Consider the following 20,385-nt stretch of genomic DNA (forward strand, 5'->3'; position numbering starts at 1 on the left):
TCGTTGGTTTATCTGACTACTTCTTGGCGGTGCCGTCGGCTCCTACCGCAATGCTCACGACGTCGTCGTAGACGCGGCGTTCGGTCTTCACCAGGTTGTAGTCCTGATCCAGGACCGGGAAGAGGTAGACCGGGCTGAGCGTGATCTCGGCCCCGGACCCCTGCCGTTTGATGTCGATCTGCAGGTGCCCGTAGTGCAGGCCGCCGTCGAGCAATTGCGGGGTCCCGGTCTCGTCGGTGGCCCAGGTTTCGGGCTGGTTGGCCGCGGCGGACCACTTCGAGTGGGTGTTGAAGCGCAGCGGCTCGTACTCGCCCTCGGCATTCTTCACCAGCTGCTCGCCGCGCAGCCCGTCGGAGGCGACGCCGACGTCGTAGGAGTGGAAGCCCTGTCCGTCACCGTCCTCGTCGACCCAGGAGCGCTCGAACATCTCGTCGTGCCCGGAGATCACCGCGGCGACCCCGAACTTTTCGAAGAGCGGGGAGTAGGCGCGCATCGCGGTCCCGGACTGGTTGTCCGCATGTTCGTGGTTCGGCGGGGTGCCGTGCACGCCGGAGGAGTAGGCGGCATGGTGGAACTGCACGATCACGATCTGCCCCTGCTCGCGGGCCTCGGCCAGCTGCGCCTCGGCCCACTTCCACTGCTCGCCGCCGACGGACATGTTCGGCAGGTCCGAGTCCGCGGCCGTGGTGCCCTCGAAGACCTCCGTGTACGCCTTGGCATAGTCGGCGTCGGTGAATTCGCCCTGTGTGTCCGTGGAGAGGTTCGCCGCGGTGAGGTTGCTGTCGTCCCCGGAGAAGCGTTCCCCGGAGAGCGTGCCGGTCTTGGTGTTCTCGTCCGGTTCGCCGTTGGTCGAGTCCAGGGTCAGCACTGTCACCGGTCCGTGGTCGGTGCGGTAGTAGGAGCCCTGGGCCGCCGGGTTCGCGGCGTCCCCGTCGTTGTCGAAGTAGGAGAGGTACTTGTTCCGCGAGATCACCGCGGGGGACTGGTCGGCGGGTGTGCCGTAGCCGCCGTTGATCGCCGCGTAGGTCTCCCAGTTGCCGATCGCGGTCAGCAGCGGGACCTGGGAGGCCAGGTCGCCGTGCTCGCCGGCGACGTAGCCGAAGAACTCGTCCCAGGCAGGCTGGTAGCCGGCGCCCTGGACCAGGTCCCCCGCGATCAGCATCAAATCCGGGTCGGCGGCCTCGATCGCGACCATGTTCTCGCGCATTGCGGTGTCCTGGCTGAGCGGGTAGCGCAGCGTGAAGTCCCCGTACCGGGTGGTGGAGCCGAACTTCTGCGCCCAAGCGGAGCCGGCTCCGGGACGCTGCTCGGAGTCGGCCGTGTACCCGTTGGCCGGGTTCAGTTCCCATTCGCGGTGTTCGGTGCGGCCCATGGGTTCGGTCTCGGAATCGGAGAACGCGATCAGCCGCAGGTCCTCCCAGGACTCGGCGTCCGGGGCCGTGGTGAAGGTGCCCTCGTGGAGTTTTCCGCCCTGGGCCACCGTGTAGTTGTAGTCCTTGCCGGACTTCAGCCCCTCGAGCGTGAGCGTGTGCTTGTAATTGGTGTTGGCCTTGAGCCAGGATCCCTTCACCAGTCCGGTGATGGACTGGTCCAGTTCCTTCTGCGTGTATTCCATCAGCGGCAGGTAGTCGGGAACGGATTCCAACACGCGCTGGTTGCCGGCTCCGCGGCCCTTGCCGTTGCCGATGCCCGGACCGGAGACGGTCAGGGTGCCCGGATCGGCGGTTTCGCTGATCCAACTGATGGTCATGGCATCGGACTTCGGGTTCTGCAGGTAGGGCAGGACGCGGAAACCGGGCTGGGCTTCACGGGTGCCGACCGTGGTGTTGGCCGGTTCGGGATTGGCGCCGGCCGGTGTGGCCAGCAGGGGAGTGGCCAGGACGGCAAGGGCCAAGGCGGCGGACAGGGACTTCTTCATGGGTTGCCTCACGGTGCGGTGTCAAGGATGGCGCGGCCAGGGGAGCGGCGTGCGCCCTTATCCTCCCCGACCCCAGCCAACCGAAGATGGCGCACCGGTAAACGGACAGTGATAGTGAGGCGCCGTTCACCAAGTGTTCGGCCGGCCGCCATCTGGCTGCCCTAGCCTCAAACCGGGCCGCCAACCCCAGCGGCGCCCAACCGCTCCAGAGAAAGGCACTCCCATGTCCCGTTTCCCCCGCACCCGCCGCACGGCGGCCGCCGTCCTGGCCGGCGGTCTGTCGTTGGGCCTGCTGCCCGCCCTCGCCGCTCCGGCCGCGGCAGCCGACCTGAAGCCCAACTTCGCCCTCGAGTACGTCGACTCGATGGTCCTGCCGGCCTCGCCGGAGTACTTCGGAGCCCCGTTCGGCGGGATCTCCGGCCTCGACTATGTCGCCCGCGAAGGGCACTTCCTCGCCCAGTCCGACGACCGCTCGCAGCATGCCCCTGCCCGCTTCTACGAGCTCGTGCTGCCCTTTGGGGAAGACGGCTTCGACGAGGCGGGGTTTGCGGTGAAATCACGCATCGACCTGCTCGATGCCAACGGCGAGACCTATGCGGCCGGAACCATCGATCCCGAGTCGATCCGCTACGACAAGCGCAGCGGCACCGCCTTGGTCTCCGACGAGGGCGACGCCCGGCAACTGATCGCCCCGGCGCTGCGTGAAACCACGCTGGACGGCGAGCTGGTGCGCGAGTACGAGGTCCCTGCCGAGTTCGTCCCTGCCGTTGACGCCAACGGCGTGCAGGTCTCCGGGGTGCGCAACAACCAGGCCTTTGAGAATCTTTCGCTGTCCAGGAACGGCAAGACCGTCTCGCTGATGACTGAGGGCGCTTTGGTCCAGGACGGCCCGCTGGCCGGTCCGGAAACAGGCTCCCCTCTCCGGCTGACCCAGTTGGACCGCAAGAGCGGCGGGGTGGAAGGGCAGTTCATCTACGAGGTCGAGGCGATGGCCGGGGTGGAGCCCGGTGCCGGAGGGGACCGTGGCGCGGTGGAGATCCTGCAGGTGTCGGCGCACGGTTATCTGGTCGTCGAACGACAGTACTCGGCCGGCAAGAACAGCATCCAGGTCTTCGAGGCCTCCACGAAGGGCGCGACCGACGTGTCCGGGCAGGCCGCCCTGGACGGGACCGCGGTCCCGATGGCCAAGGAGCTGCTCATGGACCTCGAGGTCGCCGATGTGCACCCTGACAATGTGGAGTCGATCAGCTGGGGACCTGAGTTCGCCGACGGCTCGGCGTCGCTGCTCCTGGCCGCCGACGACAACTTCTCCAGCCTGGGCGGCGGCACCCAGCGCACCACCTTCCACCTGCTGAAGGTCTCCGAAGAGTAGGAGGTTGGCCCGGGCGCCTTCCACGGGCGCCGCGTCCCTCTTGACCCCCAGGGTACTCTTCCTGCTGATGATCGGCGGCGGCGGCGTGGGCCTGAAATCGCTTCACTCGTAGCGGCCCGGGCCTATGGCTCCCGGGCGTTGTTCTCCGGCTGCCGGTTCAGGGCGTGCCAGACCGCTATCTCCGAGCGCGACGAGAACCCGAGTTTGCGCAGCGAGCTGCTGACGTGGTTCTCCACGGTCCGCTCAGACAGGAACAGCTGCCCGGCGATCGCCCGGTTGCTCAAGCCCTTGGCCAGCAGGCCCGCGACCTCGTCCTCCCGCGCCGACAAACGCTCCGGCAGGTCGGGCAACATTGCCAGCTGCTCCGTGGCCCGCTTGACGTGGTGGGGCGAATTGAGCGATGCGGCCTGGGCCAGGGCGGCCCCAAGGTGCCGGCGGGCGCTGCCGGTGTCGCCCAGCAACGCCGCCAGCCGCCCCAGGTAAAGGGCCACCGGCCCGTCGGATGGCGTGAGCGCATTGCCGATCGCCTGGAATTGCCCGAAGGGCAGGAGCTCGGCGTAGAGCCGGCCTGCGGTTGCGCGGTCCCCGAAGGCCACGCACAAGTCCGCATGCGTGGTCGTGGCCACGATCCATTCGGCGGTGTGGTGCCGCACCTCATCGAGATGCGGCACGATGGCGCGCCACAGGGCCAGAGATTCCTCGCGCCGCCCGCCCGCCAGCAGGACCACGGCCAGCCAACCCCTGGCGAAATAGGGCAGGGAATCGACGGCACGGCGGACCTTGGCCTCGGCCTCCTCGAGCCCCGTGCCGGTGAGCCCGGCGATGCTGGAGACCATGACCAGGTGGGTCAGCATCGCCGTGCCGTCGGCCGCGGAGCCGCGGTCCTCCAGGGCACGGTCCGCCGCCGCTCGGGCCTCGTCGAAACGGCCCTCCAGATGCAGGAGCATGGCCCGGACCATGGCAAGGCGCCAGTGCCACTGGCCGTCGCGCAGCCGCTGCACCAGCGGGCCAAGCACCGAGACTTCCTCGGTGAGATCGACGATGCGTCCGAGCTGCGCAAAGGCCTCGATCCGCCACAACAACCCCCAGGCCGTGTAGTCGTCGTTGCCGATCCGGCGGCCGAGCGCCGTGGCACGGCGCGCCAGTTCGAGCCGTTCCTCGACGTGCTCGAGGCCCACGAACCGGGCATGGTCGGCCTGCATGGCAATGAACTCCGCCTCTGGATCCCTCGTGCCGTCGTCGCGCCCTGACGCATCGAGGTCGTAGTAGCGTTCGCCCTGCCACTCGTCGCCGGTGGCTGCCAGCTGTGCGCGGAGCCTGCTGCGTCGGACCCGGTCCTGGTCGCCGAGCAGCGGCAGTGCCTCGATGCATAGGGCATGGATGCGTGCGGCCAGCGCGCGGTCGGAAACCCCCTGCAACACCGTGGCCGTGTCTGCAAGCAGGGTTCCGTCATCGGTTTCACGGGCCAGGGCTATCGCCGCCTCGCAGGCGCCCCACGCGGCTGCAATATCGCCGGCATGGAAATGGGCGCCGGCCAAGGCCAGATGCAGGCCGCCGAGGGGAATCCCGGGTCGCGGCGTTTTCCCGTAGGCCGCGATGGCCTCGGAGAATTGATGCGCGGCGCATTCGTGCTCCCGCCGTGCCGATGCGCTTTTGGCCGCTTCGAGGGCGGCCCGGAAGCCTGATTCGGGCGCGGCATTGGCCTGGGACATGCCCCATTCTAGATCCGGGATGCGTGGCTTGGTGAGTGGTTCCACGGATGCGCCGGGGGAAAGGCCCGGCGCACACTGGTGGCAGCCCGCAGCACCGATGTTGCCGGTCGCCATGAGGAAGGAAAGTTCCATGTCAACCCCGTCAATTTCACTCACTCGCGGACGTGGAGGAAGCATCTCGCGCTTTGGGGCCATTGGCCTCGCAGGGGCCGTGGCCAGCGCCCTGTCGGCCATCGTGCTACTCGCATATCCGCCGCAGGTCGCACCCGAAATGTTCAGTTACCCGTTTGACGCCGCCGGGTTCACCGCGGTCCAGGTCTTTTTTGCCCTGCAACACGCCGCCCTGGTGCTTCTGCTTATTGCCTTGTTGCGGTCGAGCGCGGTGGGAACGTCGCGGTTGGCCCGTTGGGGGACCTGGATTTCCATCCTGGGCATGGGTCTCGTGGGAATCGTCGAACTTGTCGCCATCACCGCGGCCCATGCGGTGGTCGGGGATTCCCTCTACAATTTGGTCTCCGGCCTCTACGCGATCCCGTCATTGATGCTTGGCGTCGGGATGGTCTTGGCGGGAGCCGGCGTGTTGCGTGAAAAGGGCTGGCGCGGCCCGGCGCGGTTCCTGCCGCTGTTGGCGGGCGTGTGGGTCTTTGCCGTTCTGCTTCCCGCTCTGGCCGGCACCAACATGATGGGCAGGATTGCCATCTTCCTGTGGATGGTCATCTTCGCTGCGCTGGGTTGGGTCCTGTGGCGGGGGAACGAGCACGGGGAACTCCGGAATTGAAACCGGAAGCCGAGGGCTCCGGAGGCGGGAAAACCGCCGCCGGGGCCCTCGGTAGCGCCTACGCCTGTTTGCAGCATTTGTGCGGCGTGTGCGATCTTGGAAGTATCCCCGGCAGGGGGATTCCGGACGATGGGTGCCGTACCCGGTGTGCGACAAGACGGCCCGCGAGGAGTCTTGTCATGTCGTGGTTGATTCTCATTGTTTCCGGTGTTCTGGAGGCCGTCTGGGCCACCGCCTTGGGCAAGTCGGAGGGCTTTACCAAGGTGGCCCCCACCGTTGTCTTTGCCGTGGCCCTGGTGCTGAGCATGGCCGGCCTGGCCTACGCGATGCGGGAATTGCCGGTCGGCACCGCCTACGCCGTGTGGGTCGGGATCGGTGCGACGCTGACCGTCATCTATGCGATGGCAACCGGCGCCGAATCCCTTTCGATCCTTAAAGTGGTCTTTCTCCTGATGATCATTGGCGGCGTCATCGGCCTTAAATCCCTTCATTCATAGCTGAATTTCCCTGGGATAAGTATCCGCTGATCCCCGGTCCCCGGCGGAGCCACTTTCCGGTATGACAATAAAGATTTCAGTGTATGCCTTCTTTGCTGTCATGAATCTTGATACGTTGAAAAGGCGGCGCCACCTCGTGCGCACCGGAGCCCAGAAGGTAGCCGGGTTCGGGGCGAAGCGGGGAAAGACGTCTTTTCGGCTATTCCCGGGGGGGAAACATGGAAACCTTGACGACCCGCAAAAAAATATCCAAGAAATGGATTGTGATCATCGCGGCGGCCTTGCTGGTTATCGGTGGCGTGGCATACGCCTACTGGTCCAACATTGGTTCGGGCACGGGCACCGCCGACACCGGCACGAACCAGAGCCTTGTAATCAACCAGACCAGCACGGTGACGGGTCTTGCCCCGGGCCTGCCAGCCCAGCCATTGAGCGGCAATTTCGACAATCCCAACTCGGGCCCGGTGTATGTCACTGCGGTCACCGCAACGGTGACGGGTACGGATAAGACCGGGTGCACCGCCACGGACTACACCATTGCCGGAACGGCCGCGGTGAACGCGGAGGTTCCTGCCGGCAGCGGCGTCGGTTCTTGGTCGGGGTTGACGATCCAGTTCAACAACAAAGCCACAAACCAGGATGCCTGCAAGAACGCCGTGGTGAGCATAAGCTACACCGGCAGCTAAGGAGAGACCTGTGGGGCCGCGCCTCGGCGAGGAGCGCGGCCCTGACGTCTCTGGCTCTCGTCCGTCTCCAAGCGGGAGGTCCGTTCTCGTGGCTAGGATGCCCACAACCACTGCCATCGCTCAGGATGACCGGGCGGTGGCAAGGCCCCTGTTCTGGACGGTTTTCTGCCTCGCCGCAGCAGTACTGCTCGGCTCAGCGGCGTGGGGGTTCTGGAGTGGTTCGAGTGGCGGCACCTCCCAGGCGGGCACCGGGACGTTGCTGGCGCCCGCTGCAGTCACGGCGTCTGCCCCAGCGGAAGGTTCGACGGTGACGGTGAACTGGACCGCCGCACAACTGGGCAGCGGCCAGTCCGCCACCGGATACTACGCAACCCGCATCCGCAACAGTGACGGTGCCACGTTTGCCGCATGCGGCACATCCGTGAGCAGCCCCATCTCCGGGCTGAGCTGCTCCGACACAGGTGTCGCCGACGGGACCTACCACTACACCGTGACCGCAATGTTCGGCAGCTGGACCGCGAGGAGTCCTTCGAGCGGCAATGTAACCGTCGTGAACGATGCATCGCTGCCCAGCATCAACGTGACGTCCATTGCTCCGGCGCCGAACAGCAGCGGCTACAACAACACCAGCCCTGTCACGGTGAACCTGGCGGCCTCCGGGGGCGCCGGGGTCGTCTCCATCACCTACGCCATCGACTCCGGAAACCCTGTCACAGTGATGGGCTCCACGGCTGCGGTGTCCGTCGCCGGGGACGGGATCCACACCGTGACCTACTCGGCCAGGGACCTGCTGCTGCGAAACAGCCAGACCGGGTCCGTGTTGGTAAGAATCGACACCACCGCTCCGGCCGCGCCTCCCGGTCCGGTCCTGTCCGCCTCGAGTGACAGCGGGGTTTCCGCGACAGACCGGGTCACGAAGGCCACCACCCAGACCTACACCGGGACCGCGGAATCCGAATCCACCGTGACCCTCTACGACGGGGCAACGGTCATCGGATCCGGCACGGCCACCGGCGGAAGTTACGCAATCACAACCAGCACCCTGGCCGCGGGCACCAAAACCATCACCGCGAAGGCCACCGACCTTGGCGGCAACACCTCGCCCGCGTCTGCCGCAACCGCCGTCACGATCGACACCACCGCACCCTCCACGCCCGCAGCGCCTACCCTGGCCGCGGCGAGCGACAGCGGGAGCTCGTCAACGGACCGGATCACCAAGGTCACCACCCCTGCGTTCACCGGCACCGGCGAGGTAGCCTCCACCATCACCCTGTTCAACGGAACCCTCGCCGTCGGGACGGCCACCGCCAACGCCGGGGCGTACACGGTCACCTCCAGCGCCCTGACCGGCGGCGCCAAAACCATGACAGTCAAGGCCACCGACGTGGCCGGCAACTCTTCCCCCGCATCGCCGGGAACAGCCATCACCATCGACATCACGGCACCGGGCAAGCCCGGCCGCCCGGTGCTGGCCGCGGCGAGCGACACAGGCCGGCTGACCACGGACTCGATCACCAGGATCGCCACCCCCACGCTTACCGGCACGGCCACGGCCGGGACCATCGTGACCTTGTACGACGGGTCCAACGCCGTCGGGTCCGCCACCGCAGTATCCGGATACTCGATCACCACCAGCACGCTGAGCAGCGCCTCGCACACGATCACCGCAAGGGCCGCCGACGTCGCAGGGAACCTTTCCGCCGCCTCGACAGCCCGAACCGTGACCATTGATACGGTGGCACCCGCCGCGCCACCGGCCCCGACACTCAGCGCCGCCAGCGACACCGGCAAGTCCAGCAGCGACAGGATCACCAAGGCGACCGCACCCGTCATCACCGGCACCAACGAATCCAAGGCCATCGTGGTCCTCTATGACGGAGCCACGGTCATAGGCACGAAGACCACCACCGGCACGACGTTCTCCATCACGTCGCCGACCCTGGCATCCGGTGCCCACACCCTTACCGCGACGGCAACCGACATTGCCGGGAACACCGGAAACGGTTCGGCGGCGACAACGATCACCATCGACACAACGGCCCCCGCGGCCCCCGCGGCCCCGGCTCTGACGGCTGCGAGCGACACCGGAATCTCGGCCATCGACCGGATCACCAAGGTCACCACCCCGTCCTTGTCGGGCACGGCCGAAGACGGATCCACGATTTCCCTGCGCGATGCCTCGGCCCAGACCGGCGCGTCCGTCACAACAATCGGCGGCGTCTACACCGCCACGACCGGAATCCTTGCCGGCGGGAACCACGCCATCACCGCAGCCGCCACGGACGTCGCCGGAAACACGGGGCCGGCCTCGCCTTTCACCACCGTCACCATCGACACGACGGCACCGTCAGTGGCCCTCAACCAAGCATCCGGACAGGCCGATCCGACTACCGGGACAACGATCAACTACACCGCCACGGCCACCGAAGACCTCTACGGACTGGCGGGTGCCGGAATCACCTTGACCGGAACGGCCGGAGCCACCACCGCCGCCGTCTCCGGTTCCGGCACGAGCTTCAACATCGCCGTCAGCGGCATGACCAAAACCGGCACCGTCATCCCGAAAATCGGTGCCGGTGCAGCTCAGGATACGGCCGGAAACGCCGTGGCCGCCTCCACGAGCACCGACAGCACCGTCACGTTCACCGATGCCACCGCCCCGGCCGTGGCTATCGTCTCCTTCACCGCCGGGGCTGGCCAGACCGCCACCCTGACAGGCACCGCAGGAGTCGGTCCAGGCGATGGCACCACTGTTACCGTCGTGCTGTGTACCGTGAATGTCTTCCCCTGCGCAGCGGGAAACACCAAAGCCACCCTGACCCCGGCCGTTGCCGCACAAACGGGGGGTTGGACAGTCACCACGGGAACACTTGGAACCAATCCCGTCCTCTATGCCCGGGCCACCCAAAACGACCTCACCGGCAACATCGGCCAGAGCCCCGTCATAGGCCCCAGGTCCATTCCGTAGCCGACCATGCACGAGCGCTCCGTACTCGGCCATGGTTGCAGGCGAGGAACGCTTGCGGGCACCGAGGGTCCTGCCGCCCCCGCCGGTGGGCACTATGTTGGGTCTTGGTAGGCTCCTGTTGTTTCCAGCGATCTCGGGGGTGCACGGGGCACGGCCCCGAAATCTCCTCGGTCTTGATCGCACTCTTTCTCTTGGCGGTCATCGGCGGTGTAATCTTTTCCCGCTTACCCTTGCCCGGAGCGCCCCCTCAAGCATAGGTTTGGGGAACTGATGGCCGTTTTCTTGGGGGAGAAGCCATGGATCACTATGAGTACCTGGAAGTCCGGCGCGCCTCGTCGAACAACCAGATCAATGCCGCCGCCCGTTTGGCGATATGGCGGAACCGCAGCGACGCAGCCGAAACCGAGCGGATCATGGCCGCATGGTTCATCCTGGGGGACCCGGAGAGGCGATTCGACTACGACTGCTGGCTGCTGACAGACCGTCCGCCCGGCGAACCGTACCCGCCGGTGGAGCGAATCGCCGTTGCGGAACTCGTTCCAGAGGCCCAACCACCCCGGGCTGCGGGGGATGCCGATGCGTCGCCACGGGAGCCGGGGCCTTTGGCGTCTGGCTGCGTGTCCGGTGGCCCGCATGCTGCTGGACACTTCAACGCGGAGCCAAAGAAATTGCCGTCCGCGCCACCGCCGGTTGCATCTCAAGCTGCTCCGCCGCCGGTTGCATCGCCAGCTGCTCCGCCGCCTTTCAACCCGGAGCAGCTGTCCTGGTGGGAAGAGGCGCTGGGCCGCGAGGAAACCATAGGACCCGGCCACAACGTGCTGCGCCGGCTGCTGGTCCTTGGCATCATGGCCGTGGTGGCGGGTCTAGTTGTCTATCTCGTGACCACCGCCGGGTCGGTTGCCACCTTGCTGCCCATCGGGTTGTGCGCGCTGGCGCTGGTCCTCATTGGCCGGCTCTGGCCGCGGGCTGCCTCGCGTCGGGCGGTGGACCAGCGCGTGTTTGGCATCGGCGGCGGCGCCTTGTCCGGCGGGTCGAGCCGGTTCAGCAAGGAAAACGTGGCCAAGGGGGTGGCGGGGGAACGGCGCACCGCATTGGCCCTCGAGGCGCTTCTGCGCATCCCCGGAACACGGATCTTTCATGGGCTGCAGTTTCCAGGAAGCCTGGTGGCCGACATCGACCACGCGGTGGTCAACGGCGACCGGGTGTTGTTCCTCGATTCCAAGTTCTGGAAGCCGGGCGAATACCGGTGGCTGGAAGCGGACAAACTGGGCTATGTACGGGGACGCCGCGTGGACCGACGTGACATCCACATGGACCAGCTCCAGCTGCATCCACTCACGGCCAAGGCCGCAGCCGAGGTCGGCTGCCACGTGCTGATCCATCCCAATGCCGAAGGGGCCATCACGTTCACCCCGGGCGGGCACATCTCCCCGACCGGGATCCCGGCAACCGATATCAAGGACGGCATGGAGATGATCGGGCGTTGGCTGCTGCAGGGACGGAAGTCAGGCCTGGTGGATCGCTACGTAATGGCGCGGATGATCGCGATGCTCAAGTAGCGGCGCTTGCGAACGATTCACTGACCCGTGGTGCGGTGGACGTGGACAAGGGAACCGCCGAATAAGGTGGTTCCCTTGTCGAATAGCGTGCCGCTACGGGCCGGAGTGTCCGCACTCGCCGTCGAGCTTGTGTCCGAACCAAGCGGGGCTGCTGAAATCGGTGAGTCCGTCGGAGGTGGCGATGAGCGACCTCAGGTCGCTTTGGGTTGAGTGGTGGCCGTATCCGGGCGTAACCCCGGGAACCTCTGCCACGTCGCCGAGCGGGTGATGCTCGTTGGCGGTGGTGTTGGCGCAGTCGACCGACTCAACGATCGGGTGGATGGTCGCCGAAGCGGCCGGGATGAAGGCGAAGGTTGCCATGGCGAGCACGGCACCAGCAGTGAGCGATCTTCTCATGAGTCCCATGTGCATAATTCCTGTGCGAGTAGGGTGGAGCGCGGGACCGCGTCCCACCCTAAGTAAGCGCCCGGACCGGGCAATTCACAAGGTCTGCAAACGTGCTTTTCGGGCCTAAATTGCAAGGCCCGGGCACCACGGCTCCACGCAAGCCGGATGCGGCAGGGCTGGACACCGCCGAGCGGCATCCGGCCCCAACCTGCAGGCTACTCGGCGCCGGCGTGCGTCAGCACCTGCACCTGGTCGGCAAACCGGACGCTAAGTCCAGATTCCCTGCCGGTGACCGTGGTGATGGAGCTGCCTGCAACGAAGGTCCAGGGGCCGCTCGGACAAGAATCGGGCTTCGGTCCTTCGGTTTCGGACACGACGCTGGCCCCGTCGGCGAGTCCGGTCAGCAGGAACCCCGTGACCTTGTCCTGCGGATTGGTGCGTGCTTCGTGAAGGAGCTCGCCGGTGGTGCTTGCCTGGACCACGTGCTTGCGGTCCTGGGTCTTCCCGTTGTTTGCATTGAAGCAGGACCAGGTGGTGGTCGAGGTCGATTCCGCGTTCAGTGCGAACGAAACCCCGGTGTGATTGGCCTGCAGGTCGTGGTCGTTCCAGCCGAACGCGTCGTGCACGTCGCCCTTGCCGACGAACCCGGTTCCGGTGGACGTGTCCACCGACCAATCGGCCGATGCCGGCGTGGCGGCAAAAAGCGCCGCGGCCGCGAATCCGGACATGGCAAATAGAGCCATCGATTTCTTCATGCTTCCCCCAAGATTAAGTTGTCTCCCCAAAACACGACCTGAAAACGGTCGTTGACGTGGACACTAGCAGATGGGTATGCGCCCAGTAAATGGCCCGTGAAGTCCGTGGGGAAACTGGCCGCAGCGGCGGTGATGCCCGGGGCAGACAGGGGTCAAGATCGCGACTAAGCTGGGCCGCAAACACCGGCAACCCGACGCGCTGCACCAGCAGGAGGACCACTGTCATGGGCTACACGCACAGCATCACCGTTTCGCTGGAATGGGAGGAAGCGGTGGCCCGCATCAAGGAGGCCCTGGGACGCCAGGGGTTCGGGGTGCTCACCGAGATCGATGTGCGCGCCGTCCTGGCGGCGAAGATCAGTCCGGAATCGGCCGACCGGATCGGCGACTACCTGATACTGGGGGCCTGCAACCCGCACCTGGCCAACCGCGGATTGCTCACCGAACCCGAACTCGGGGCGCTGCTGCCATGCAACGTGGTGGTCCGCCGGGCCCTGGACGCGACCGAAACCACGATAGAAACCATCGACGCGCAGGTCCTCGCCCGGATCAGCGGCAACCCGGCGATTCGCGAGATCGCCGCCGACGCGGACACCCGGTTGAAAGCAGCCTTGGATCAGCTGCGCGGCGCCTGAACGGACATGTTTTTCGGCGGCGCGTGCGTGCCATTGAATGCCGGTTCCGCCGGACCTACCCTGTAGATGTCCAACACGAGGGGGAGGCATCATGAAGCGCTGGTTGGCCGTGGTTGCGGTCTTGGCATTGGCACCGTTGGGCGCCGGTCCGGCGGCAGCGGCGCCGAACATCTACCACACGATTTCTTCCACCCACGGGGGCGCTTATGTGGCAGCGGAGGACGGCTGCGAGCTGACGGAGGTGTTCCTCTCCTCGAGCGTGGCCATGTACGCAGCACAGCCAGGACCTGTCAACAAGCAGGGGTTGACCTCTGTCTTCGTGCGCGTCACCGACACTTGCGGGAGCGTGACGGCGGCCGCCGGCGGCGGTGGGGTCCTGTTCGAGGCAGAGGCCATGAACATGGCCAAGCTGGTGGCCGACCCGAGGCTGCGAAACGCCTCGGTGTCCACCACCATGGAGGGCACGGACGCCGACGGCAACCCGGTCACCGTGGAACTGAACGCCACCTGGACCGGAACCGGGGAGCTGGAGCACACCACCATCAGCAACCCGGACCACTTCCCGGACGGGAACGTCGTCGCGGTCGACAACAACCTGCGCCGCGACGCGGTCGCCGAAGTCAGCGTGGAGGTTGCCGGACGCTCGGTGTCGGGGACCGATGAGGGGGCCAGCCTGGAACTGGTCAAGGCGAATTGCGTGGAGGTGGCCCGGCCCGGCGTCGAGGGGTTCTTCCCCTGCTTCGGTTTCCCCGGATAGTGCCTCGGCAAGCCGACCCCGGCGGCCATCCATGGGTCGCCGGGGTCGGGCATGTGTCCACCGGTCCGTGAAGGAACCGGGGGAGCCCGCCCCGGCTACGGACGTGCCGTGTTTGCTGCCGATCGATTCGCGGCCGCGGCCAGGTACTCCTCGGCGCCGGCCGGGTCCAGGAACCACTCGCCGAAGTCCGCCGGGTCATCGAATCCGTTGGCGAAACGCGAAGCGATCTCGGGGTACTGCGCTGCGGAGCCGAGCAGCTTGAGGACGTGCGGGGGCGGCGGGGACAGCAGGGCATTGGTCCAGTCGACGACGGGCTTGGCCTGGGCGAAGTAGGCCTCGAACGTGGACTCCTGGAAGGCGCGGTCGAAAGCGGCGTCGCCGTGGGCGAGGATCTGCTCCAGGTAGACCTGCGCGCAACGCGATGCGTTGTTGGTTCCCTGTCCGGTGATCGGGTCGTTGAGCACCACGACGTCGGCCATGCCCAGCACGGTCCTGCCCGAGGGCAGCACTGCGACCGGGTGGCGCACCGTCGGCGGGTACCGGCCCTGCAAAACGCCCAGCGGGTCGGTCAGGGACGACCCGGCAGCCCGGTCCGCCTCCCACGGCAGGAAGGTGCGCAGGATCCGCAGCGAGTTCTCGAAGTGCGCCTGGGGGCCGAGGCCGCCCCAGGAATCCATGGGGCCACCGGGCACGCCCTCGAAGACCATGATGTGGCAGGGGCCGCTCAGCGTCAGCGCGGGGAAGACGAAGTATTCGCCGACGCCGGGAATCAGGTTGAAGCTCACCGTCGAATACTCCGGTTCCGGGGCAAGCCCGTGGACGTAGGTGAGGGCGAGCGCCCGCTGCGGGGCGTCGTGGACGGAGCGGGCCGCGTCGCGGGTGAAGAGCCGTGCGATCTCGCCCTTGCCCGCGGCGACGATCACCAACTCGTCCTCACGGGCGTAGCGTTCGAGGTTCTCGACGCCTGCGTCCTCGAAGACCAGCTCGCCGCCGCGTTGGGAGAAAAGCTCCATCAGGACCGGGTACTTGATCCGCTGGTCGATGGACTGGGCGGGTGCCTCCAGCCGGGCCCGCCAGCCGAAAAGCTTGGTGCCGGATTGGTCCGGGTCCGGGACGCTGAGCCCGATGCCTTGGACCGGCGGCGCGTCGAGCCACTGGTCGATCCCGACGGAGCGCTCGTAGGAGAGAGGCGTGGGGAACATGCACTGGCTGGAAGCCACCCGGCCGGCACGGATCTCGTCGGGCGTCCGGTTGGATACCAGGCGGACCTCGTATCCGGCCTGCAACAGCCCGAGGCCGAGCTGCAGGCCCGACTGGCCGGCACCGACGATCGTTATTTTTCGCTGGCCCATGTCACTTGCCTTTCGTCGCGGAAACGGGGGCGTGGAGCGGAGGAAGGGAATGGCGGGGACGCACGGTGCATTGACGCCCCGCGCGTTGCCGAGACCTCCAACATCCCTTCCCGGGCCTCGGATGTACGTGCTGACTGGTCATTCCACCAGATGAGGCTCGGAGGTCCCGACAGATTCGAGCGTACCTTTAGTGGGCTTTGAATACATGCCCAAAATCCGTCCGGGTGCCCGCTGGACCCGTCCTCCGACGAGGTCGCGGGGATCCCTTGGCCCGGAGCGAAAGGCTCCCTCCCGGGGCCACGCGCACAAGTCACTGCCACAACCAGCGGCGGGAAGGGTAGCCGCCGTGCCGGGTCCAACAACCCGCCCGTGAGCGGCCGGGGGGAGGAGGCCGTTGGCCAGTGGTCGCTAGAGTTGCGGCACGCAAGCGCCGGTGCCCAGCAGGGCAAGTCCGGCCCGGTCCCCGTCTGCCAGCGAGGTGACCCCCACGTTGTCATCGTGCATCAATTGGTTGCGGTCTTCGGTGTGCCCCATACCTACCACGTGGGCGAGTTCGTGGATGATGACCGCACGAAGAAGCGCGGGGCCCTCCCGATGTGCCAGGAACGGAGCCAATGCGGGGGCATCGAGTTTTACCTGGCCGGCCACGTAGACCATTGGATGCCCGGGTACATGGGCAACGGCGCTCCCGCCCAGTCCTGCCACTTCGCCGGCCAGGCCGGGAGTTTCCTCTGGGGTTGACCAGGCGATCAGAACCGGGGCCCACCGCTTGCCGTAGCGCTCGGGCTGGAACTTCTTGCGTTGCTCGGTGGGGGCCTCGCTGGTGGGTCCGTCGTAGATGAACCGCAGCCCGGTGGCGGAGGAAATTTCCGCGATGCCCTGGTGGATCAGTTCCTCGCCTCCGGGCGGGGAATCTTGCGGTCTGATCACATAGCGGACGGGGCGACAAGGATCGTAGGCGACGAAGTCCTGTTCGGGATCCGGGGAGGGCAGTAGCCGGAAGGATCCGGAGCCGGTGCCGACCGGTGGCGTGCCCAGGGGATCCGCGGCCGCATCGACTCCGCGCGGAGGAACATCGGAGCCGGGAACCAGGGGGTTGAGCGCCGGCATGATGTGACGATCAAGGATCGCTGGACTGTAGTAGAGCCCGACCAGCAGTGCGATGACCAGCAAGAGGTTCCATTTGCGGCGCGCCCCGCGCCCGCGCCGGGATTTCCGAAGGCCTGACGTCTTGGGGGGAGGACCGGGGCGGGAACCGAACACCAGCGCCTCGGCACGGCGAACATCCTCGTCAAGAACCCATTGCGGGACTCTTCCGCTGGGCGAACTCCGCGGCCGCCCGTTCCGGTTCCCGAATCCGGGTTCCTGGTTCCACTGGTTTTCGTGCGGCATTTTTCCCCCAAGGTTTGTGCCTGTGCGGGGCTCCCCAGCCCCGCACAACCCAGCATAGGTGGAAATGCCGCAAATCGGGGGCGGGATCTCTCCCGCCCCCGATTTGTGAGTGGCTATGCCGCGAGCGCGGCTTCCCGGCCCGCGGAAACCCGCAAGCCCGACTCGTCTGCCGTTACCGTGACAGTGCCCCCGGCGGCCAGCTCGTCAGTGACCAAGAGGTCCGCGACCCTGTCATCGAGCTCGCGCTGGATCACCCGGCGCAGCGGGCGGGCTCCGAACTCCGGTTCGTGGCCTTCCTCGGCGATCCACGCGACCGCCGCCTCATCGACATGCAGGCCGATACCGTGGGCGGCGAGCCGGGCCTCGGTGCGGCGCAGCTGCAGCCGCACGATCTCCCGCAGCTGCTCGGCCTCCAGCTTCCGGAAGAGCACCGTCTCATCGATCCGGTTCAGGAACTCCGGACGCATGGTCTCACGCAGCCGGCCCATGACCTTGGCGCGCAGCTCGCGCTCGGACCCGGCCCCGGAATCGGAGCCGAAGCCCAGCGGGGCGCCGCGGCTGGCAAGGAACTCCGAACCCAGGTTCGAGGTCATGATGATGACCGTGTTGCGGAAGTCCACGGTGCGCCCCTGCCCGTCGGTGAGCCGGCCGTCGTCGAGCACCTGCAACAGCAGATTGAACACGTCGGGGTGCGCCTTCTCCACCTCGTCCAGCAACACCACCGAGTAGGGGCGCCGACGGACGCGCTCGGTCAGCTGCCCGGCCTCGTCGTAGCCGACGTAGCCCGGAGGGGCGCCGACCAGCCGGGAGACCGTGTGGCGCTCGCCGAATTCGCTCATGTCGAACCTGACCATCGCGGATTCGTCGCCGAAGAGCGAGGCCGCAAGGGCCTTGGCCAGCTCCGTCTTGCCCACGCCCGTGGGACCCAGGAAGAGGAAGCTGCCGACCGGGCGGTTCTCATCCCCCAGCCCGGTCCGGGAGCGGCGAACCGCCTTGGCAACGGCGGCCACAGCATCGTCCTGCCCGACGACCCTGTCGTGAAGTTCGTCCTCGAGCCGGGCTAGGCGAACCTTGTCGTCCTCGGTCAGCCGCGCGGCCGGGATGCCGGTGGCGCGGGCGATGACCTCGGCGATCTGGGTCTCGTCGACCACGGCGGCGGTGGTGTCGGCGGTGCCCTCCAGCGCCTCGGCCAGGCGGGCGTTCAGTTCCTCGGCCTCGTCGCGTAGGGCCGAGGCGTCCTCGTAGCGCTCCTGCGCCACCGCCCGGTCCTTGGCCTCGGCGAGCTCCGCGATCTGCGACTTCAAGGCCTCGGTGTCCACGCCCGGTCCGCGCTTGAGGCCCAGCCGGGCACCGGCCGTGTCGATCAGGTCGATGGCCTTGTCCGGCAGGAACCGATCGGTCACATAGCGGGCCGACATCTCGACCGCGGCGCGGATCGCCTCGTCGGTGTAGGTCACCTTGTGGTGCTGGGCGTAACGGTCCTTCAGCCCGTGCAGGATCGCCACGGCATCCTCGATCGAGGGCTCGGGAACGGTCACCGGCTGGAAGCGGCGCTCCAGGGCGGGGTCCTTCTCCACCTTGCGGTACTCGGCCAGCGTGGTGGCCCCGATGAGGTGCAGTTCGCCGCGGGCCAGCCGGGGCTTGAGGATGTTGCCCGCGTCCATGGACCCGTCGCCCCCGCTGCCGGCGCCGACCACGGTGTGCAGCTCGTCGATGAAGACGATCACTTCCCCGTCCTGCGCGGCGATCTCGTCCATGGTCTGGGTCAGGCGTTCCTCGAAGTCGCCGCGGTAGCGGGTTCCGGCGACCATGGCTGGCAGGTCGAGCGCGATCACGCGCTTGTCCTTGAGCTGTTCCGGAACTTCGCCCGCGACGATGGCGCGGGCCAGTCCCTCGACCACCGAGGTTTTGCCGACGCCGGCCTCGCCGATCAGCACCGGGTTGTTCTTGGTGCGCCGGGCGAGGATCTCGATGGTCTGCTCGATCTCCTCGGCGCGGCCGATCACCGGGTCCAGTTCGTCCTCGACCGCACGTTTGGTGAGGTCCATGCCGAACTTGTCCAGTAGTGGCGTCTCGCCCCTGGTTGGCTGGCCTGCCGGGGCGGACTGCTGCGGTGCCGGTGCGGCGCCGGAGGGTTGTTGGTCGGTGCCCTCGGCGGCGGCCTGCAGGGTCTGCGGGGTGACCCCGGCGGCTCCTAGCACCTGCCCGGCGGGCGATTCGGTGTTGAGCACGAAGGCCAGGAACAGGTGCTCGGGATCGATGTAGGTGGAGCCGAAGGCGCGGGCCACCTGGTAGGCATCCAGCAGCGCGCGCTGGGCCGACGGAGTCAGCGCGGGGGTGGATTCGGTGCGTTGCGGCCCGGATTCCGGTAGGCGCTGTTCGGCGTCGCGGGCGATCGCCGCGGCGTCGGCCCCGGAGCGGCGCAGGGCCTCGTCGACGGGCTCGACATCGAGCATCACGCGCAGCAGGTGCAGCGCGTCGATGTCGGTGTGGCCGTGTTCGACGGCGAATTGCGCGGCACGGGTCAGCACCTCGTGCGTGTGGCGGCTGAGCAGTCGGGTGATGTCAACCGGGCGCCCGAAGCGGCTGGTGCGCTGGCCTTGCAGGTAGCGCGCCAGGAAATCCTCGAAAGAGCCGTTGCCGGCGCCGGACGGGCCAAAGAATGCTGGCATGTTTCCTCCTATGGATACTTGAGTGCCATTGACTCAAGTTAACGCGGATGCCAACAGGATATTCCCGGGCGCCCTTCCGTAGGCGCCGTGTTCGCCGATGGCGAGATGGATCCGGGTGGCCGTCGACGGGGCCGGTCGGTGCTGTGTTGCGCGTCACGGCAATGTCGGGAATCGAGAGCCCCGCAACACCGTTGAAACTCATTGACGCATCAAGCACAACACCCCAGACACAGGAGACTCCCCCTATGGCAACCACCGTCCTTACCCTCGTCGGTTCCCTGCGCAACGGTTCCACCAACCAGCAGCTGGCCGAGGCCACCGTCGCGAACGCCCCCGAGGGCGTCGAGGTGAACCTCTACTCCGGTATCGAGGACATCCCGTTCTACAACGAGGACATCGACGTCGAGGGCCAGGTTCCCGCCGCCGCTGCCGCACTGCGCGAGGCCGCCGGTGCCGCCGACGCCCTGCTGCTGGTTTCCCCGGAGTACAACGGCACCATGCCGGCCGTGCTGAAGAACGCCATCGACTGGCTGTCCCGTCCGTTCGGCGCCGGCGCCGTTGCGGGCAAGCCGGCCGCCGTCATCGGTACCGCCTACGGACAGTTCGGCGGCGTGTGGGCCCAGGACGAGGCACGCAAGGCAGTCGGCATCGCCGGCGCCACCGTGCTGGAAGACGTCAAGCTCTCCATCCCGGGTTCGCTGGTCCGCTTCGCCGAGACCCACCCGAAGGACGACGCCGAGGTCGTCGGCCAGGTCGCAGCCGTGCTCGAGGGCATCCGCGCCGCCGCCGAAAGCAACTAATTTCGATTCCCGATTGACCCCTTCGGGTCGATGAACGCACGTGTGGCCGGTACCTTCGGGTGCCGGCCACACGTGCGTTTGCCCCGGCCCGGCGGCCGACGGGGAGTGCTTGCCGGAAAGGCGCACACCGATGGCGGCCGATGCG

The 20,385-nt window shown here is 67.1% G+C and carries 16 protein-coding genes and 1 riboswitch; of the genes, 9 read left to right on the forward strand and 7 right to left on the reverse strand.

Features of this window, described 5'->3' with window-relative positions; genetic code table 11:
- Window positions 1-16 precede the first annotated feature (16 nt).
- Window positions 17-1,918 (reverse strand): metallophosphoesterase family protein, encoded by a 1,902-nt coding sequence (locus ACIPVK_RS03225; protein ID WP_407610543.1) that lies wholly within the window; start codon window positions 1,916-1,918, stop codon window positions 17-19.
- Between the two features lie 223 nt (window positions 1,919-2,141).
- On the opposite strand from ACIPVK_RS03225, the gene ACIPVK_RS03230 reads away from it, so the two are divergent.
- A complete protein-coding gene (locus ACIPVK_RS03230; RefSeq protein ID WP_407610544.1) occupies window positions 2,142-3,290 on the forward strand; it encodes an esterase-like activity of phytase family protein in 1,149 nt (382 codons plus the stop codon).
- A 122-nt stretch (window positions 3,291-3,412) separates the two neighbouring features.
- Here ACIPVK_RS03230 and ACIPVK_RS03235 read toward each other — a convergent pair whose 3' ends face one another.
- Window positions 3,413-5,002: a LuxR C-terminal-related transcriptional regulator gene (locus ACIPVK_RS03235; RefSeq protein ID WP_407610545.1), complete on the reverse strand. Its 1,590-nt coding sequence runs from the start codon at window positions 5,000-5,002 to the stop codon at window positions 3,413-3,415.
- A gap of 130 nt (window positions 5,003-5,132) precedes the next feature.
- On the opposite strand from ACIPVK_RS03235, the gene ACIPVK_RS03240 reads away from it, so the two are divergent.
- The 5 genes from ACIPVK_RS03240 to ACIPVK_RS03260 all read left to right on the forward strand — a co-directional run bounded on the left by ACIPVK_RS03240 (window position 5,133) and on the right by ACIPVK_RS03260 (window position 11,490).
- Window positions 5,133-5,780: a hypothetical protein gene (locus tag ACIPVK_RS03240; protein WP_407610546.1), complete on the forward strand. Its 648-nt coding sequence runs from the start codon at window positions 5,133-5,135 to the stop codon at window positions 5,778-5,780.
- Between the two features lie 100 nt (window positions 5,781-5,880).
- Window positions 5,881-5,947, forward strand: a riboswitch (guanidine-III (ykkC-III) riboswitch).
- A gap of 12 nt (window positions 5,948-5,959) precedes the next feature.
- A complete protein-coding gene (locus ACIPVK_RS03245) occupies window positions 5,960-6,277 on the forward strand; it encodes a DMT family transporter (protein WP_407610547.1) in 318 nt (105 codons plus the stop codon).
- A gap of 218 nt (window positions 6,278-6,495) precedes the next feature.
- A complete protein-coding gene (locus ACIPVK_RS03250; protein ID WP_407610548.1) occupies window positions 6,496-6,963 on the forward strand; it encodes a hypothetical protein in 468 nt (155 codons plus the stop codon).
- 307 nt (window positions 6,964-7,270) lie between these two features.
- Window positions 7,271-9,931 (forward strand): beta strand repeat-containing protein, encoded by a 2,661-nt coding sequence (locus ACIPVK_RS03255; protein WP_407610549.1) that lies wholly within the window; start codon window positions 7,271-7,273, stop codon window positions 9,929-9,931.
- Window positions 9,932-10,227: 296 nt separating this feature from the next.
- On the forward strand, window positions 10,228-11,490 hold the full coding sequence (locus ACIPVK_RS03260) for an NERD domain-containing protein (RefSeq protein ID WP_407610550.1): 1,263 nt from the start codon (window positions 10,228-10,230) through the stop codon (window positions 11,488-11,490).
- Window positions 11,491-11,583: 93 nt separating this feature from the next.
- On the opposite strand, the gene ACIPVK_RS03265 is transcribed toward ACIPVK_RS03260, so the two are convergent.
- Complete coding sequence (locus tag ACIPVK_RS03265) at window positions 11,584-11,895, reverse strand: hypothetical protein (RefSeq protein ID WP_407610551.1); 312 nt, start codon at window positions 11,893-11,895, stop codon at window positions 11,584-11,586.
- 197 nt (window positions 11,896-12,092) lie between these two features.
- Window positions 12,093-12,632: a hypothetical protein gene (locus ACIPVK_RS03270; RefSeq protein WP_407610552.1), complete on the reverse strand. Its 540-nt coding sequence runs from the start codon at window positions 12,630-12,632 to the stop codon at window positions 12,093-12,095.
- Window positions 12,633-12,856: 224 nt separating this feature from the next.
- Here ACIPVK_RS03270 and ACIPVK_RS03275 point away from each other — a divergent pair, with 224 nt between their 5' ends.
- Complete coding sequence (locus tag ACIPVK_RS03275) at window positions 12,857-13,267, forward strand: DUF302 domain-containing protein (RefSeq protein WP_407610553.1); 411 nt, start codon at window positions 12,857-12,859, stop codon at window positions 13,265-13,267.
- A gap of 91 nt (window positions 13,268-13,358) precedes the next feature.
- Window positions 13,359-14,024 (forward strand): hypothetical protein, encoded by a 666-nt coding sequence (locus tag ACIPVK_RS03280; protein ID WP_407610554.1) that lies wholly within the window; start codon window positions 13,359-13,361, stop codon window positions 14,022-14,024.
- A gap of 95 nt (window positions 14,025-14,119) precedes the next feature.
- Here the strand turns inward: ACIPVK_RS03280 and ACIPVK_RS03285 are convergent, their stop codons facing one another.
- The 3 genes from ACIPVK_RS03285 to ACIPVK_RS03295 all read right to left on the reverse strand — a co-directional run bounded on the left by ACIPVK_RS03285 (window position 14,120) and on the right by ACIPVK_RS03295 (window position 19,440).
- A complete protein-coding gene (locus tag ACIPVK_RS03285) occupies window positions 14,120-15,376 on the reverse strand; it encodes a styrene monooxygenase/indole monooxygenase family protein (protein WP_407610555.1) in 1,257 nt (418 codons plus the stop codon).
- Between the two features lie 408 nt (window positions 15,377-15,784).
- Complete coding sequence (locus ACIPVK_RS03290; protein ID WP_407610556.1) at window positions 15,785-16,549, reverse strand: peptidase; 765 nt, start codon at window positions 16,547-16,549, stop codon at window positions 15,785-15,787.
- A gap of 332 nt (window positions 16,550-16,881) precedes the next feature.
- Window positions 16,882-19,440, reverse strand: a complete 2,559-nt coding sequence (locus ACIPVK_RS03295; protein WP_407610557.1) for an ATP-dependent Clp protease ATP-binding subunit — start codon at window positions 19,438-19,440, stop codon at window positions 16,882-16,884.
- A gap of 245 nt (window positions 19,441-19,685) precedes the next feature.
- Between ACIPVK_RS03295 and ACIPVK_RS03300 the strand changes: the two genes are divergently transcribed.
- The gene (locus ACIPVK_RS03300; protein WP_407610558.1) at window positions 19,686-20,240 is read left to right on the forward strand and encodes an NAD(P)H-dependent oxidoreductase; all 555 of its coding nucleotides are present in this window, start codon (window positions 19,686-19,688) and stop codon (window positions 20,238-20,240) included.
- The last annotated feature ends 145 nt before the right edge of the window (window positions 20,241-20,385 follow it).

This window comes from Paeniglutamicibacter sp. MACA_103 (assembly GCF_045798555.1).
GTDB lineage: Bacteria > Actinomycetota > Actinomycetes > Actinomycetales > Micrococcaceae > Paeniglutamicibacter.

What these genes read in the sequence shown, in the direction of transcription:
- ACIPVK_RS03235 (WP_407610545.1), bottom strand. Translation starts at nt 5,002, where the DNA reads ATGTCCCAGGCCAATGCCGCGCCCGAATCAGGCTTCCGGGCCGCCCTC.
- ACIPVK_RS03285 (WP_407610555.1), bottom strand. Translation starts at nt 15,376, where the DNA reads ATGGGCCAGCGAAAAATAACGATCGTCGGTGCCGGCCAGTCGGGCCTG.
- ACIPVK_RS03245 (WP_407610547.1), top strand. Translation starts at nt 5,960, where the DNA reads ATGTCGTGGTTGATTCTCATTGTTTCCGGTGTTCTGGAGGCCGTCTGG.
- ACIPVK_RS03260 (WP_407610550.1), top strand. Translation starts at nt 10,228, where the DNA reads ATGGATCACTATGAGTACCTGGAAGTCCGGCGCGCCTCGTCGAACAAC.
- ACIPVK_RS03225 (WP_407610543.1), bottom strand. Translation starts at nt 1,918, where the DNA reads ATGAAGAAGTCCCTGTCCGCCGCCTTGGCCCTTGCCGTCCTGGCCACT.
- ACIPVK_RS03265 (WP_407610551.1), bottom strand. Translation starts at nt 11,895, where the DNA reads ATGGGACTCATGAGAAGATCGCTCACTGCTGGTGCCGTGCTCGCCATG.
- ACIPVK_RS03295 (WP_407610557.1), bottom strand. Translation starts at nt 19,440, where the DNA reads ATGCCAGCATTCTTTGGCCCGTCCGGCGCCGGCAACGGCTCTTTCGAG.
- ACIPVK_RS03275 (WP_407610553.1), top strand. Translation starts at nt 12,857, where the DNA reads ATGGGCTACACGCACAGCATCACCGTTTCGCTGGAATGGGAGGAAGCG.
- ACIPVK_RS03230 (WP_407610544.1), top strand. Translation starts at nt 2,142, where the DNA reads ATGTCCCGTTTCCCCCGCACCCGCCGCACGGCGGCCGCCGTCCTGGCC.
- ACIPVK_RS03300 (WP_407610558.1), top strand. Translation starts at nt 19,686, where the DNA reads ATGGCAACCACCGTCCTTACCCTCGTCGGTTCCCTGCGCAACGGTTCC.
- ACIPVK_RS03240 (WP_407610546.1), top strand. Translation starts at nt 5,133, where the DNA reads ATGTCAACCCCGTCAATTTCACTCACTCGCGGACGTGGAGGAAGCATC.
- ACIPVK_RS03280 (WP_407610554.1), top strand. Translation starts at nt 13,359, where the DNA reads ATGAAGCGCTGGTTGGCCGTGGTTGCGGTCTTGGCATTGGCACCGTTG.
- ACIPVK_RS03270 (WP_407610552.1), bottom strand. Translation starts at nt 12,632, where the DNA reads ATGAAGAAATCGATGGCTCTATTTGCCATGTCCGGATTCGCGGCCGCG.
- ACIPVK_RS03250 (WP_407610548.1), top strand. Translation starts at nt 6,496, where the DNA reads ATGGAAACCTTGACGACCCGCAAAAAAATATCCAAGAAATGGATTGTG.